The 15,913-nt window shown below is 50.8% G+C and carries 15 protein-coding genes; 10 read left to right on the forward strand and 5 right to left on the reverse strand.

The annotated features are described in order from the left end of the window. Positions 1–84: 84 nt before the first annotated feature. The 5 genes from CLV60_RS22610 to CLV60_RS22630 are packed head-to-tail and all read left to right on the forward strand — an operon-like array spanning position 85 to position 5,647. The gene (locus CLV60_RS22610; protein ID WP_106597654.1) at positions 85–789 is read left to right on the forward strand and encodes an HAD family hydrolase; all 705 of its coding nucleotides are present in this window, start codon (positions 85–87) and stop codon (positions 787–789) included. A gap of 30 nt (positions 790–819) precedes the next feature. After that, a complete protein-coding gene (locus CLV60_RS22615) occupies positions 820–1,947 on the forward strand; it encodes a TIGR03364 family FAD-dependent oxidoreductase (RefSeq protein ID WP_106597655.1) in 1,128 nt (375 codons plus the stop codon). A gap of 10 nt (positions 1,948–1,957) precedes the next feature. Next, entirely contained in the window at positions 1,958–2,932 is a 975-nt protein-coding gene (locus tag CLV60_RS22620) for an alkaline phosphatase family protein (protein WP_229211091.1), read from the forward strand. A 34-nt stretch (positions 2,933–2,966) separates the two neighbouring features. Continuing rightward, positions 2,967–4,325: an aspartate aminotransferase family protein gene (locus CLV60_RS22625; RefSeq protein ID WP_106597656.1), complete on the forward strand. Its 1,359-nt coding sequence runs from the start codon at positions 2,967–2,969 to the stop codon at positions 4,323–4,325. Positions 4,326–4,345: 20 nt separating this feature from the next. Continuing rightward, complete coding sequence (locus tag CLV60_RS22630; protein ID WP_106597657.1) at positions 4,346–5,647, forward strand: DUF5690 family protein; 1,302 nt, start codon at positions 4,346–4,348, stop codon at positions 5,645–5,647. A gap of 86 nt (positions 5,648–5,733) precedes the next feature. Here the strand turns inward: CLV60_RS22630 and CLV60_RS22635 are convergent, their stop codons facing one another. Further along, positions 5,734–5,955 carry a hypothetical protein gene (locus CLV60_RS22635; RefSeq protein ID WP_106597658.1) on the reverse strand — a complete coding sequence of 74 codons (222 nt, stop codon included), beginning with the start codon at positions 5,953–5,955 and terminating at the stop codon, positions 5,734–5,736. A gap of 268 nt (positions 5,956–6,223) precedes the next feature. Here CLV60_RS22635 and nhaA point away from each other — a divergent pair, with 268 nt between their 5' ends. Then, a complete protein-coding gene (gene nhaA, locus CLV60_RS22640) occupies positions 6,224–7,402 on the forward strand; it encodes a Na+/H+ antiporter NhaA (protein WP_106597659.1) in 1,179 nt (392 codons plus the stop codon). Positions 7,403–7,405: 3 nt separating this feature from the next. On the opposite strand, the gene CLV60_RS22645 is transcribed toward nhaA, so the two are convergent. Beyond that, positions 7,406–7,912 carry a hypothetical protein gene (locus CLV60_RS22645; RefSeq protein ID WP_106597660.1) on the reverse strand — a complete coding sequence of 169 codons (507 nt, stop codon included), beginning with the start codon at positions 7,910–7,912 and terminating at the stop codon, positions 7,406–7,408. Between the two features lie 62 nt (positions 7,913–7,974). On the opposite strand from CLV60_RS22645, the gene nfi reads away from it, so the two are divergent. Continuing rightward, positions 7,975–8,715, forward strand: coding sequence for a deoxyribonuclease V (nfi, locus tag CLV60_RS22650; protein WP_229211092.1), 741 nt, complete (start codon positions 7,975–7,977; stop codon positions 8,713–8,715). A gap of 93 nt (positions 8,716–8,808) precedes the next feature. On the opposite strand, the gene CLV60_RS22655 is transcribed toward nfi, so the two are convergent. Genes CLV60_RS22655 through ku form a run of 3 tightly spaced genes read right to left on the reverse strand, consistent with a single transcriptional unit; the run spans position 8,809 to position 11,697 of the window. Then, positions 8,809–9,975 (reverse strand): glycoside hydrolase family 18 protein, encoded by a 1,167-nt coding sequence (locus CLV60_RS22655; RefSeq protein WP_106597662.1) that lies wholly within the window; start codon positions 9,973–9,975, stop codon positions 8,809–8,811. A gap of 52 nt (positions 9,976–10,027) precedes the next feature. Next, entirely contained in the window at positions 10,028–10,927 is a 900-nt protein-coding gene (ligD, locus tag CLV60_RS22660) for a non-homologous end-joining DNA ligase (RefSeq protein ID WP_106597663.1), read from the reverse strand. Further along, entirely contained in the window at positions 10,924–11,697 is a 774-nt protein-coding gene (gene ku / locus CLV60_RS22665; protein WP_106597664.1) for a non-homologous end joining protein Ku, read from the reverse strand. Before ku ends, ligD begins: the two co-directional genes overlap by 4 nt. A gap of 340 nt (positions 11,698–12,037) precedes the next feature. On the opposite strand from ku, the gene CLV60_RS22670 reads away from it, so the two are divergent. From CLV60_RS22670 to CLV60_RS22685, 3 genes are all read left to right on the forward strand, one after another. Beyond that, positions 12,038–12,250 carry a hypothetical protein gene (locus tag CLV60_RS22670; protein ID WP_106597665.1) on the forward strand — a complete coding sequence of 71 codons (213 nt, stop codon included), beginning with the start codon at positions 12,038–12,040 and terminating at the stop codon, positions 12,248–12,250. 480 nt (positions 12,251–12,730) lie between these two features. Further along, a complete protein-coding gene (locus CLV60_RS22680) occupies positions 12,731–13,960 on the forward strand; it encodes a multidrug effflux MFS transporter (protein WP_106597667.1) in 1,230 nt (409 codons plus the stop codon). A gap of 24 nt (positions 13,961–13,984) precedes the next feature. Next, complete coding sequence (locus tag CLV60_RS22685; RefSeq protein ID WP_106597668.1) at positions 13,985–15,895, forward strand: AAA domain-containing protein; 1,911 nt, start codon at positions 13,985–13,987, stop codon at positions 15,893–15,895. The last annotated feature ends 18 nt before the right edge of the window (positions 15,896–15,913 follow it).

Raw genomic sequence — 15,913 nt, forward strand, 5'->3', positions numbered from 1 at the left:
TTTAAGTCAAAAAGTCGTCCGATCGAAAAGCGGACATTGCTTGCAAGAAAGTTTAGTATTAGTTCACCAATTATACCAAGTGAGATGTCGATAGAACTGGTAGTTTTCGATATGGCAGGTACGACTGTCAAGGATAAAAATTTTGTAGGAATTGCATTTCAGCAGGCCATGCGGTCGCAGGGATATGAGATCGCGATTGAGAATGTGAACCCGCTGATGGGTTACGAGAAGCCGCTGGCCATTAAAATGATGCTCGAAGTGCGGGAATTTGACAAGTCGAAGATTACGGAGGAGCTGGTGGCCACGATTCACACACACTTTGTGAACGGGATGATCGAGTTCTATCAGACAACCACCGAGATCGCGCCGCTGCCGAACGTGGAAGAAACTTTCGCGGCGCTTCGCGAGCGAGGTATCAAAATTGCATTGAACACCGGTTTCTCCCGCGATATCGCCGACGTGATCGTGAGTCGGCTGGGTTGGGAAAATAAGATCGATTGCCTCGTAGCGAGCGATGAAGTGCCTTACGGGCGCCCTTACCCCGATATGATCCGGAAGATTATGGCTGAGCTGGGAATCGGATCGGCTGAGCGCGTTGCCAAAGTAGGTGATACCGAAGTGGATATCAATGAGGGAATTAATGCGGGATGTAAATATGTGATCGGGATTACAACCGGCGCATTTACCCGCGACGAGCTGCTGCCTTACAAGCCCACGCATATCATCGACGATATCGCCGAGGTGCCGGGTATTATTTCGGCCAGTCACGAAATGGCTGTTCAAGCTTAATTCACTCACATTTATATCAGATTCAAAAGCATGAGCAAATCTGCGATTGTCATCGGCGCGGGAATAGTGGGGTTGGCGACGGCAAGGGCTTTGGCCACAAGAGGTTACCAGGTAACAGTTATCGAACGTTCTTCGCAGGCCGTGGGAGCGTCCATCCGCAATTTCGGGATGGTGTGGCCGATCGGTCAGCCGGAGGGTACATTATATGAAAGGGCATTGCACGCCAAAAGTATCTGGAAAGAGGTGCTGGCCGGTGCGAAATGCTGGTCGCAGGAGGCGGGAAGCTTGCATATGGGCTACCAACAGGACGAGCTGGAAGTGATTCAGCAGTTTGTGGAGGTGAGTGCTTACCGGCCCGTCAGTTTCCTGAATGCGGAACAAACGCTGGCGAAGTCACCCGCTGTGAATCCCGAAGGGTTATTGGGTTCGCTGTATTCGGCGGATGAAATGATCGTCGACCCGCGCGAGGCCATTGCGGCGATTCCGGGTTACCTCACGGCAGCATTAGGTGTTACGTTCATCTGGAATACTGCCATTTCGAAGGTGGTTTATCCGGCGGTGTTCTCGGGTTCGAAAAGCTGGTCGGCGGACGAGATCTTCGTTTGCAGCGGCCAGGACTTTGAAACACTTTATCCCGAACAGTTTTCGGCAGCGCCGCTCACCAAATGCAAGTTGCAGATGATGCGTCTCGAAGCGCAGCCCGACGACTGGCGTATTGGTCCGGCATTATGCGGAGGGTTGTCCTTCATTCATTACCACGGATTCAAGGCGGCGGCGTCATTGCCGGGCCTGAAAGCCAGGTACGAAAGCGAATATGCCGAATACCTCAAATGGGGCATTCACGTGATGGCGTCGCAAAACGGTCTCGGCGAGATCACGGTGGGCGATTCGCACGAGTACGCGCTCACTTTCGATCCGTTCGACCGGGAGTTTATCAATACCATGATCCTCGATTACCTGGGTACGTTTGCGCAGTTCAAATCGCCGAAAGTATTCCAGAGCTGGCACGGGATCTATCCAAAAATGACCAATGGTGCTACGGAGATTGTTTTAAAGCCCGAAAGCGGCGTGACGATCATCAATGGCCTCGGCGGAAACGGCATGACCCTCTCGTTTGGGCTTTGCGATGAAGTAGTTGGCGGAACTTACCGATCCTAAATTCTGATATATGCTTGCAAAAGTTTCCTGCGCATTGGCGGTCTCATTGCTGCTGACCGCTTTTCAACCCCGGTTTGGAGGAACCCGGTTCGGAGAAAAACTTATTGATGAAAGGCCTGCGGGCATCGAACACGTCATTGTGATCGGTGTCGATGGGCTGAGTCCTGACGGTATTAAAAAGGCAGAAACGCCGAATATCGACCGAATGGTAGCCAATGGTGCCGTAAAATGGAACGTGCGGACTGTACTGACCTCTGCGAGCAGCCAGAACTGGGCGTCGATGATCATGGGTGCAGGCCCGGAGCAGCACGGCATTATCAATAACGACTGGGAGCTGGATAAGCATACGCTCCCACCCATTGCGCAGGAGGCCGACGGCCGTTTTCCGACGATTTTCAGCATTTTGCACAAAGCAAAGCCCAGCGCGGAAATAGGTGCCGTGTACCATTGGGGAGGTTTCGGGCGGTTATTCCAAAAAAATGCGGTGAATTACGATAAGCATTTCTCCACAGAGGATTCCACGGCCACCGATTTTATTCAATATATCAAAAATAAAAAGCCGGTTTTAGGCTTCGTGCATTTCGATCACGTAGACCACGCCGGCCATCACGACGGGCACGGTTCGGTGCTGTATTATCAGTCCGTTACCAAGGCCGATTCGTTGATCGGTAAAATTCTGGCGGGCATTAAGGATGCCGGCATTGCCGAAAAAACGCTGGTAATCCTTTGGGCCGACCATGGCGGGATTGGAAAAGGGCACGGCGGTGCTACGCCGCAGGAAGCAGAGATCGCCGGGGTGTTTTATGGCGCCGGTGTGAAGAAAGGCTATGCCATTCAGCAACAAGTTTATACTTACGATCTTGCCTCGACGATCGCATTTGCGCTGGGCGTTGAGCAGCCTTATGCATGGATCGGTCGACCGGTGAAGCCGGGTTTTAACGGGTTTAATGAACCTAAAAATCTCTGGCTCGGCGAAAAGCCGTAAATTGGATTCAAGCACATAACCCTGAACCCTGCGCATGGCAGCTGTACACAACCGAACGGAAGGCGACATTAACTTATCATCCGCGCGTCAGGATTGGTATGCGGTCATCAGCGACCCGGAAACGTCGGGTTACCTGCATGAAGATGCGGAATATTTTCTCCATCAATCGCTTTCCACACCCTGCCTGGATGTGCTCGCTTCCTGCGAAGGCATTTACCTGACGGATGTGCAGGGCAAGCGCTACATGGATTTCCACGGCAACAATGTGCATCAGCTCGGTTATCGGCACCCTTATGTGATCGAAAAACTGAAAGAGCAGATGGATATCCTGCCTTTTTCTCCACGCAGGTATACGAATGTTCCGGCCATTGAACTGGCCAAAAAGCTCGGTAACCTCATGCCGGGTGATCTTAATCGCGTGCTTTTTGCGCCCGGAGGTACCTCGGCGATCAGCATGGCTTTAAAACTGGGGCGTATTGTGACGGGCCGGCATAAAGTAGTGTCGCTCTGGGATTCGTTTCATGGGGCTTCGCTGGATGCTATTTCCGCGGGCGGCGAGCTCGATTTTCGGAAAGATATGGGGCCGCTTATGCCCGGTGTGGAGCGGATTCCGCCGCCGATGACCTACCGCGGGCCATTTGTGGCAGCCGGAAACGGCGACGTTCCTTATGCGGATTATCTCGAATATGTTATTGAAAAGGAAGGTGACATCGGCGCTTTTGTGATCGAGACTATCCGGAATACCGATGTGCAGATTCCCTCGCAGGCTTATTGGAAGCGCGTGCGCGAAATCTGTACCAAACATAAAGTGCTCCTGATCCTGGACGAAATCCCGATTGCATTCGGGCGTACAGGTAAGATGTTCGCCTTCGAGCATTACGGCTTCGAGCCCGATATTGTATGCCTGGGCAAAGGGCTGGGTGGCGGTGTGATGCCTATGGCCGCCATTGTGGCGCGCGATCGTTACAATGTGGCGCAGAGCGTTTCACTGGGGCATTTTACCCACGAGAAAAGTCCACTCGGTAGTGTGGCGGCATTGGCAATGCTGGATTTTATCGAGCAAAATGACTTGCTCGCCAAAGTGAATGCCGACGCGGAGTTTATGCGCACAGAACTGGAAAAACTGAAAGACAAATATCCGCTCATCGGCGAGGTGCGTGGGGTCGGGCTGCTGTGGGGTGTGGAGCTGGTGAGGGACCGCGGAACGAAGGAAAAGGCTGTGCAGGAGGCCGAAACGGTCATGTATGAATGCCTTAAAAACGGATTGAGCTTCAAAGTGTCGCAGGGGAATGTGGTGCAGCTTTCGCCGCCACTCATTATCACCCGCGAGCAACTGGCAGAGGCATTGCAGATTCTGGAGAAAGCCATCGAAACGGCTTCGGTTTTGGTATAGAAAACTCAACACTTAACCATATGCGCCTGAAAGAAGCACTTACGCGATCGAATACGTTTTTTATCAGTTGGGCTGTTATCGCTTCGTTCGGGGCTTATTTCTGCATGTACGCTTTTCGCAAGCCGTTTAATGCAGGGCTTTACCAGGGGCTCGAACTCGGCGAGGTGAGTTACAAGGCAATCCTGATCATTTCACAGGTGGCGGGTTACACGCTTTCCAAGTTTGCGGGGATTAAAGTGATTTCCGAATTGAAGCATAATGCCCGCGTCAAGCTGGTGATCGGGCTGATTCTCATTGCGGAGCTTGCATTGCTGTGTTTCGGACTGGTGCCTTATCCTTACAATTTTGTTTTTATGTTCATGAACGGCCTGCCGCTCGGGATGGTCTATGGTGTGGTATTCAGCTTTCTGGAAGGTCGCCGGTTTACGGAAATGCTGGCAATGGGTTTGAACATCAGCGTGGTGGTGGCGTCGGGCATTCTCAAGACAACCTATATTGAAGTGCATGGCCTGTTTCCCGGCATCTCGGAGTTCTGGATGCCGTTTTTTATGGGGTTCCTTTTCCTACCACTCTTTCTGATGTTCGTGTGGATGCTCTCGGTGATCCCTAAACCGACGGCGGAGGATATTGCCTTACGGACGGAGCGCGTGCCTATGACGAGCGCGGACAAGCGGCTGGTGATGCGGCAGTTCGGCTTCCCGATCGTGTGTCTCGTTATTTTCTACGCTACGCTGGTAGTCGTGCGCGATTTTCGCGACAATTTTACCATCGAAATCTGGAACGAGATCGATTCGCATTGGGGTAGCAGCGTACTCACTACTACCGAAATGATTACGGGAATTGTGGTGCTGGTGATCATTGGCGGGCTGGCGTTTGTGCGGGATAACCTCACGGGCTTCAAGCTTACCTATCTTATTCTTTTTGCAGGTATCACCCTGATCGGCATAGGTACATTGCTGTTCGAAAAATCGGTGATCAGCGGTTTTGACTGGATGCTGATGGTTGGCCTGGGATTGTTCCTGGCTTATACGGTGCTGCAAACCGTCGTTTTCGAGCGGATGATCGCGTTGTATCGCATCAAAGCCAATGCGGGGTATTTTGTGTACATCTGCGAGAGTATCGGCTATATGGGCAGCGTGGGGTTACTGCTCTACAAGGAGTTTTTTATGAAAGACCTGAGCTGGTCGCGGGTGCTGATGCAGTTCTCTTACCTGCAATTCTGTCTCGGGTTGCTGCTGCTCGCTGCCAGCAATATCTTCTTCGATAAATACCGGTCGGGGCGCTCTGCCTCCAAGGTGGGAACGCCGTTTGCTGCGGCCTGATTACTTCCTGAGAAGGCATAAAAAAAGGAGGTGCAAGTGCCCTCCTTTTTAACATCTCAATTTCACCTTTCAATTTTTACTAAAACCTATTTTGTCGTTTTAAGCTCCACGATGGCTGCTTTCTGAGCAGGCGTCTGTGCTGTATATGGGTTCACTTTAGTCGCTTTCGGTGGTGCCGGCGTTTCTACCACTGGGGTGGATGCTGGCAACGTATTCTTGATGGTATTGGCTGATTTATTGTCGTCTGCAAATGCAACTGAACTGGTCAATGCGATAACGCTAACGAGGGTTGTGATCAAAGTTTTCATAGCTCTATTTATTTTGTTTTCTTGTCTTTGTCTTATTTGATGATGCAAATATAAATGGGATTTTATGAATGGTTATATATTTATTCAATGAGTGATCAAACGGCTATTTGAATGGTTTTTATTGGTGATGAGTGATTTAATGGCTTTTGTAGGTTGTTTTTTTTTGAAATATTCAAATATGACCTAACACGCTAATGAGATGGTTTTTATTTGAAAAGTACAATATGTGATTCAATTGTGTTTTCCTGCTATTTGCTATATTGCCGGTATGGCTAAAATCATCAACCTCAAACCCTTCAAGGAATTTGTCCAGTCCGAATCGCTGGGCGGTGTGATACTGATTATTTGTGTGATCATCTCGCTCGTGATTGCCAATTCGCCCCTCTCGGGCGCGCTGGAAAACCTGCTCGGCACAGAGCTCGGTTTCCATACTGAAAGCGTCCATTTGCGCTATCCCGCACTTTTGTGGATCAACGATGGGCTGATGGCCGTTTTCTTCCTCCTCGTAGGGTTGGAGATCAAACGGGAACTGGTGGAGGGCGAACTATCCTCATTTAAAAAAGCCGCGTTGCCTATTTTCGCGGCGCTAGGAGGGGTGCTGGCCCCGGCGGCGATCTACTTTGTAACCAACCAGGGCACGCCTACCGCGTCCGGCTGGGGTATTCCTATGGCGACCGACATTGCCTTCGCCATCGCGATCATCACCATGCTCGGTAATAAGGTGCCGCCTTCGCTCAAAATCTTCCTCGCAGCCCTCGCCATTGTCGACGACCTCATGGCCATTCTGGTGATTGCCATTTTCTATTCTTCGGAGCTGCATTATAATTACCTGCTTTATGCAGGAGCCATTTTCGGGGTGCTGCTGGTGCTGAATCGTGCGGGCGTCAGGAACCTGGCCGCCTACCTTATTCCGGGTGCGTTTATCTGGTATTTCGTGCACCACTCGGGTGTACACGCAACTATCGCAGGCGTGCTCACGGCCTTCGCCATCCCGACCACTCCCGGTGCAGAAGAATCGCCGCTCGAAAAACTCGAACATATACTCGTAAAGCCGGTGAACTTCCTGATTATGCCGGTTTTCGCATTGGCTAATACCAACATTACCTTCGAATCGGGGATGCTCGAAGGGCTTACTACCAAACTAGGGCTGGGTATAATCCTCGGGTTGGTGATAGGCAAGCCATTGGGTATCAGTTTGCTTTCCTGGCTTACGGTGAAGCTGGGTATCAGCAGCATGCCTAGCCGGGCGGGGTGGGCCCACATTATCGGTGTCGGGATGCTGGGCGGTATCGGTTTTACGATGTCGGTGTTTATCGCATTGCTGTCGTTTCCGGGTGAGCACCTGATTCTGTCGGAGGCGAAATTCTCGATTCTTACCGGGTCGATCCTCTCGGGGATGCTGGGCTACGTTATGCTGAGCAGCGTGAGCAAAAAGTCGGCACGGTAGGCACTATTCGGTTTTGCTTTTGATGAGAATATAGTCTACGTGACCATTTTTGGAGAATGCGGTGATCTGGGAGTATTTCTGGTAATTATCCCAGGTTTTGACAGCTCCCTGGTCGATATTCGGCGCGATGTTTTCCGAAAGATTCAACAATCCCAGGATAATGCGGTTTTCGAAGGCATAGTCAGAGAGCTTGTTTAGTCTGATCTGGTCTGCAATCTCATTGATGTACGTAATTTCAACCTTGCCATCGCGGTAGCTCACCCGCGGGCATTTTTCGCAGTCCGCCTGCGCGTCCCTGTAATAACTTTCAAGCTGGCCCTTGCCGAGGATTGCCGCTACTTCCTGCTGGCTTCGCAGTGCAACCTGCGGCAGGTCGAGTTCTACGGTAACTGCGGCGTTCTCGTCGTGTTCATCGAGCACGTTGAATTTGATAAAAATGGCAATGAGTATCACGACGAACGAGATGAATTTCCAGTTTGCCCATTTGCGTCTGACGGAGGTGTGTTCCATGAATGTGGCGTAGTTTTTTAATATTCAAGGGTAATAACTTTCGTATACAACCACGAAATATCATGCCAGACTCACTAAACCGGATGGTTACCACCCCCGAGCTGAACTACGACCAGCTCACGATCGCCGAAGCGACGCTTATTCAGCAGCAGCTGCGCGGGCATCTAAATCTGGAACCCTTTCAAAAAGACATCAAAACAATCGCAGGTGCCGACATTTCACTCGCATTATATAGTGAAACCGTCTACGCCGGGCTGGTAGTGCTGAGCTATCCTGAACTTCGACCCGTAGCTTATTCATTGGTGAAAAGCAGCACCATATTTCCCTACGTGCCGGGCTACCTCGCATTTCGTGAAATTCCGGCTATTCTGAAAGCCTACGAGCAGCTTCCGGTGAAGCCGGATGTGATTATGTTCGATGGAAACGGCATTCTCCATGCCCGAAGAATGGGCATTGCTTCGCACTTCGGCGTGCTCACAGGGGCTGTTACGATGGGTTGTGCCAAGAAAAAGCTAGCAGGAAAGTACGCAGAGCCAGGCAACCTGAAAGGTGAGTACACGCCGGTAACCGATAAGGAGGAGGTGATCGGCTACGCGGTGAGGACTAAGGATAATGTAAAACCGGTATTCATTTCACCGGGCCATCAAATGAGCCTGGAAGACAGCCTAACCCTCGCGCTCAGATGTACAGGAAAGCACCGCCTACCCGAGCCCACACGCCACGCACACGAGTACGTGAACAGGTTCAGGATAGGCGCAATGACGGAAGGCTATCACAAAATGGATAGCTGGACGCTCTTTTAAAACAGCATCAGACATAAAAAAAGGCAGTGCCATCGGCACGCCCCATATCACCAGCCAACCAGGGATTTAAACCCCTGGCCAGCAAGTATGATGTTACTTTAACGATTTATCAATCTCATTAAGCAAATACTTCTTAGGATCCGAATCGTACTCCCAGAACATCACCCCGCCCAGTTTGTTGGCCAGTACATATTTGCATTTTTCCCTTACCGACTCTTCGTCGTCGTAGCTCAGCACGTCGCCGGTTTCGGCATTCAGCAAGTAGGGCGCTTTGGCCACGGTATCACGATATTCTTTGTAGCCTTTTTTGTTGACGAGGCTGTCCTTGATATAGGAATAGCCATCGATATATTGCTGCTTGACCTGTTTCTGTCCCAGGCCTTTGTCAAGCTTCGCCACGGTGAACATCCGGCCGTAGAATGGAAGGCCGACCACGAGCTTTTCCATCGGAACACCTGCCTTGTGGAAGCCTTTCACGGCATTGTCCACAGATTTGGCTGTTTTATAGATATTGGAAGGATACAAGCTCGCGTGGTGAACCGCAGTGTCACCTTGGAAGAGATCGTAGGTCATCAGGTTCACGTAATCGAGGTAGCGCTGGGCTTTGCCCATTTCCGTCGCATTCAGGAACTCGACCCAGCCTGCCACGGCAGTGGTAAGCAGCTTTTTCTTGCCTGTTTCTTCTTCCAGCAAATCCAGCTCGTTGCGGATCGCGTGGAACATTTCGGTATAGTTCTGTTTGTCCTCGGGGCGGAAAACGTTGCCGTCTTCGCCGGGTAAGCCGGGATATTCCCAGTCGATATCCACACCGTCCAGATTGTATTTTTTGATGATCTCCACACTACTTTTTGCAAATACCTTACGGGAGGAATCGGTCAGGACCGCGTCGGAGAAGTTTTCGCTCCATGCCCAGCCTCCGATCGAAATCAGGATTTTCAGGTCGGGATTATCGGCTTTAAGGAGGTTAAGCTGCCGGAAATTGGTGGTATCGGTTTTTTCGTTGCTCAGAAACGCTTTGCCGTTTTTAATATCAATGAATGCATAGTTGATATGCGTCAGCATTTTGGCTTCGATGTTACCGGTATTCAGCAAGCCGTGAAAACCGCCCACGTAGCCGATCACGACGGGGCGTTTGGTAGAATCGGCTTCGTCTCCGTCCTTTTTTTCGGATGAGCAGCTGTTCAGCAAAAACAATGGGGCAATGAGCATAATGATCAGCAACGCTGTGCCGATGTTCTTTTGAGTAGGGATTAGGCGCATGGTATTGGTTTTGGTTTGAAGGGTTAAAATAAGCACACCTTCAAATCATCTCCTAATCCTGCACAGGTACCGATAGTTTTTGCAGTGCTTTATGCAGATTGATACCCTTACCCAATACCCCTTTGAACAGGTCGCCCTTTTGTTCGAGCCGGTCAAAGATATTTTTGATTGTGAAATCCTTCGGGCTGAGGCCGTGCTGTACTTCGTTCCATTCCAGCGGAGCCGAAACCGTGGCTCCGGGCTTTGGGCGGGCGCTGTACGCACAGGCGAGCGTCTGGCCGATGCGGTTTTGCAGGTAGTCGACGTAAATGTGGTTCTTCTTGCGCTTCGAAAGCGAACGTTCGAGCGTGGTAATTTGAGGCAAACGCTCGGTGACCATATGCGCGAGCATTTCGGCAAAGTCGCGGGCCTGGTCGTAATCGTATTTCTTGCCGAATGGAATGTAAACGTGCATTCCGCTGGCGCCGGACGTCTTGCAGTAGCCCTCGATCTCCATTTCATCAAGAAGCTGCTTGATGGCCAATGCCACGTCGATCACGTCGTTAAAGGTATTCTTGTCGGATGGGTCGATGTCCATCACCACCCAATCCGGGTGATCCAGTTTGCTGATGGTCGAGTTCCATGGATTCATTTCAATGCAACCCAGATTGGCAATGTACAGGAGGCTTTCGACGTCATTGGCTACGTGGTAATGCACCATCTTGCCAGTCGATTCGGCCAGTATTTCAACCGTCTTGATCCATTCGGGCGTCGAATCGCCCGCATCTTTCTGAAAGAAGCCTTCATCTTTGATGCCATTGGGCTGCCTACGCAGCGATAGCGGCCTGTTTTTCATGTAAGGCAAAATGTACGGCGCGATATTCCGGTAGTAGTCGATCAGCTCGCCTTTGGTAATGTGCTCATCGGGCCAGTAAATTTTCTCCGGGTGGGTAATCTCCGCTTTCTTTTTCATGATGCTTTTCGTTTGGGTGCGCTCAGGCTTTCTTTCAACTGGGCCATCAGGTCACGGCTTTTGGAATGCACAACCTTCATTTTGGTGGCGACCGGTTTCTTGCCCTTGGCTTTGGCCATGATCAGTTTCAGCAGCTTTTCATTATAGGTGTCCTTGTAGCGCGAGATGTCGAAGTCGGTCGTAAGCTGCTCGATGAGCTGCACGGCCATATTCATTTCGGCCGGTTTAATCTTTACATCGGGGATATTGAGCTCGTCGGTGTCGCGAATTTCTTCGGCGAACCGTATTTTGTTAAGGATCAGTAAATCGTCCTGCGGTTTGATGAGTACCAGACTCTCGCGGTTGCGCAAGACGTAGGTGCCCAATCCGCATTTGCCGGTTTTTTTCAACGCGTCGCGAAGCAATGCATAAGGTTTCGCACCCGATTTTTCGGGTTGGAGGTAATAGGGCGTTTCATAATAAATACTGTCGATCTCCTTTTCCTCCACAAACTCCGCGATTTCAATGATTTTCGACTTTTCAGGGCTCGCCTTTTCAAAATCAGATTCGTCGAGTACCACGTAATTATCTTCGACTTTGTAGCCGCGAACGATGTTTTCCCATTTCACTTCCCGGCCCGTATTGGCGTTGACGCGCTGGAAATGGATGTTCGCGTGGTCTTTCTTGTCGAGCATATCGAGATCGAGCTCGCTTGCCTGGACGGCGCTGAAAAGTTTGACGGGGATATTTACGAGGCCGAACCCGATCGCCCCGGACCATATTGCTCTCATATTGCTTGCCGGTTGAAAGTTGTTGGTGAGCAAAATCCGTGCCTTTGTCCGGGCGATGCGTCCGCGGGGATGTGATCAAATTGATAATACTTCCTCAAAAACGGACAACCGGGTGATTTGGAATGGGACTATTTCGGTAGTATGTATAAATTTTTTGTATAAAATTACAAAATGCTTGTAATCAACTATTTGTATTTCTATATTCCTTGAAAGTTATCACGTAAGCCTCCCCAAGTTATCCTTATACGTTAGTTGTGCCCGGGAACCTGGCATGTTTCTTTAATATATGCTCCCCGAAAACAATTTCACAACAAGACTAACTCTTAAATCGGATATAACTATGGTAGCGACACTAGGTAACAACCCAGCGAAAAGCTTGAAACCCGGCGCAGTGCTTGCCGTTACAGGTGCCAGATCTGAATCGGAAGCGCAGAGAGAAGTGGCTGATTTTCTACAATTGAGTAACCGGACCGACCTTGGCTATTTCCTTATTTCAAAGGATTACTTCCTGCTCTACCTGAAATCAGGAAATTCGATTAGTGGAATTGCGTAAAGCTTTAACATTCATTTAAGAAGGACATGGTACAGAAGGGTACATTCAAATTGCTTGGGCAGAAGCTCATTAATATAATCATTCACAGAGAAGACGTTCTTAAAATTACTCCCAATAAGAAAGGGCAGGGTTGCATCATTTACCTTAAAAACAAAGTTCCCTACACAGTGAGTGAAAGCGAGAAAGAGGTGCAGAAGAAACTGAACTGGGTTGCAGCATGATCTCCGGTCTGTTGCCATGAAAATAAAAGCAGGGCTCCGGCGTACGTCGGGGCTTTTTTTATGACCGCCGACCGCTGACGACCGACCGCCGATTGTTGGTGGTTTGTTATGACGGCTGACCGCCGATTGCTTGTAGAATTTTACGTGATCGGCGGTCGGTCGTCAGCCGTCGGCGGTCAACTTAAATTCCTCCTCCCCGAACCCTCCCGCGCTGTTCCGTGTTAACCAAACACCGAATTTCTCCACACCACAAAATTCCATGTCCAAAAAGACTTACTTTTTTCTGATCCTCATTCTGGGGAGCCTGACTGCGCTTGGCCCTTTTTCGATTGATATGTACCTGCCGGGGTTTCCGGCCATAGCGCGTGACCTGAACACCAGTGCCGCCAAAGTTTCGCAGACATTATCGGGATATTTCGTCGGAATATCGCTGGGGCAGCTGCTTTATGGGCCGCTACTCGACCGTTTCGGGCGGAAGAAGCCGCTGTTTATCGGTTTGGCCGTGTATATTCTCGCGTCTGCCGGATGTGCAGTCGCTTCGAGCGTGGAACAACTGATCGTTTTGCGCATTATCCAGGCCGTCGGCAGCTGCGCCGCTACGGTGGCTTCGGTAGCCATGGTGCGCGACCTTTTTCCCGTGAGCGAAAATGCCAAGGTATTCTCACTATTGCTGCTGGTTGTAGGTTTTTCACCGATGATCGCACCGACGGTCGGCGGTTATGTAACGGATGCATTCGGCTGGCATGCCGTGTTTATGATACTGACCGTGATGGGCGTCGCTATTTTTGCGGCTACCGCATTGTGGCTGCCCGACAGTTACAAGCCAGATAAGACGCTTTCGCTCAAACCGAGGCCGATTATCATGAATTTCCTGGAAGTGCTCCGGGAGCCGCAGTTTTATACTTATTCCATTACCGGTGCGGTCGCATTCGCCGGCTTGTTTGCCTACGTGTCGGGTTCGCCGATCGTGTTTATGGAGGTGTTTCATGTAGATGGCAAAGTATATGGCTGGATTTTCGCCTTCCTCTCGGTCGGTTTTATCGGCTCGGGGCAGGTGAATACATTAATGTTGAGAAGGTTTTCCAGCGAGCAGATTGTCAATGTGGCGCTGATATGCCAGGCAATCATTGGCCTTACTTTCCTCGCCGCAGCTTTAAATGGCGCATTGACGCTTACTACCACACTCGTATTTTTGTTCCTTTTCCTTTGCTGTGTGGGTTACACGTACCCCAATGCGGCCGCGCTCTCACTCGCGCCCTTCACGCGTAATGCGGGCAGCGCGTCGGCGCTCATGGGTGCATTTCAAATGGGTGCCGGTACATTGATTTCGATTGCGATCAGCTTGTTTGAAGAGCCTTCGATCATTCCGATGGTAGCGGCTATGGCCGGCTCGGCTACGCTGGCGCTGGTTGTGCTGGTAGTGGGCAGGCGGTTTATCACCAATAAAGTGGAAGTACAGCAGGGTGCGGATGCCGGCGTGATGCATTAAGAGGCCGGTTTATTTAATTTGTAAATGGATTACTTCAAGCGACTACTCGAATTACTCAAAATAGAAAGGGAAGAAGACAAGCAATCGTACCAGCGATTGATCGAACGGTCTTCTGTTTCCGAACGCCGTGCCGGCGGATTGGCATGGTACCCGATTGCCATCCGGGGCCAGGAAATGAGCCGCGGCGATTACCTCACCGTTGAAGTGGAACGCACCACGCACCAGGACCTGCCGCATCAGCTGCGGTTCGGGATGCCGGCGGTGTTGTTCAGCAACCATGAACCTAAAAAGGACCGCGTCGAGGGGGTAATATCGCACCAGGGCGGTAACCGGTTGAAAATCACATTGCGCACCGACGAGCTGCCCGAGTGGTCGCGCGACGGGAAGCTCGGGATCGACCTGCTTTTTGACGATAATAGTTACGATGAAATGCAGTCAGCAGTGAAAGCCGCGGATTCGATTGGTTCATCGGAAAAAGAAGGGTATTTGATCAAAGTTTTGACGGGCGAGAAGGCTCCTTCATTTGACAAAGACATTTACCCTATTACGCTTCCCAAACTGAACCCGTCGCAGCAGCGCGCGGTACAGAATATCCTTTCCGCACAGGAGCTCGCGATTGTGCACGGGCCTCCGGGGACGGGTAAGACCACCACTTTGGTACAGGCAATTAAGGCATTGGTTAAAAAAGACAATAGGCCTGTTTTGGTGGTTGCGCCGAGTAATACTGCGGTGGATTTGCTGAGTGAAAAGTTGAGTGAAGAGGGCTTGAATGTGCTGCGCGTCGGAAACCCGGTGCGTGTGTCGGAACGGTTATCGGCATTGACCTTGGATAGCAAAATGTCTTCCCACGCAAGCGTGAAGGATATTAAGGCATTAAAAAAGCAGGCCAACGAGTTCAAAAACATGGCGCACAAATACAAGCGCCATTTCGGGAAAGCGGAGCGCGACCAGCGGAAAGCATTGTTCGACGAGGCGCACCGCATTATGAAGGACGTCGCGAATATGGAGCAATACATTATCGACGACCTCCTGACCAAAACGCAGGTGGTGACGGCGACGCTGGTGGGCTCCAACCATTTCACAGTCCGGAATATGAAATACCGCACCGTCGTGATCGATGAGGCGGGACAGGCTTTGGAGCCAGCCTGCTGGATCCCGATCCTGAAAGCGGAGAAAGTGGTATTTGCCGGAGACCATTTGCAGTTGCCTCCAACTATCAAGTCCGAGGATGCTGCCAAGGGCGGTTTAAGCACGACATTACTCGAAAAATGCGTGGCATTGCATCCTGAATCGGTCGTGTTACTGGAAGAGCAGTACCGGATGAACGAGGCGATTATGGGTTATTCTTCCAAAGTGTTTTATAATAATCAGCTGAAAGCCCATGAGTCGGTAGCAGGCCGCGTGTTGTTCCCCGGTGAACCACCACTGGCATTCATCGATACGGCAGGGTGTGGTTTTGATGAAAAGCTCGAAGGGACCAGTTCGACGAACCCGGAAGAGGCTGCATTTCTTTTCAGGCATCTATCCCAGCTGGCTACCGAATTTGCGCAGCGCAATGCTAAAACAGAGGATTTCCCCAGCATTGCGATCATTTCTCCTTACAAAGAACAGATCAATATTCTCAAAGACCAGCTCGCACACGCGGCGGATTTGAAGCCATTTCTCGACAAAATAGCCGTTAATACCATCGATAGCTTCCAGGGGCAGGAACGGGATGTGGTGTATATCAGCATGACCCGCAGCAATACCGAAGGGCAAATCGGCTTCCTCGCGGACATTCGCAGGATGAACGTGGCGATGACCCGCGCGCGCAAGAAGCTCGTCGTGATCGGCGACAGCGCGACGCTTTCGGTGTTGCCTTTTTACGAAAATTTCATCGCCTATGCCGAGGGCCTGAACGCCTACCAAAGTGCCTGGGAGTTTTCGGATTTGTGACAATGTGATGAGCGGATT

It is taken from the genome of Dyadobacter jiangsuensis, assembly GCF_003014695.1.
Taxonomy (GTDB): Bacteria; Bacteroidota; Bacteroidia; order Cytophagales; family Spirosomataceae; genus Dyadobacter; species Dyadobacter jiangsuensis.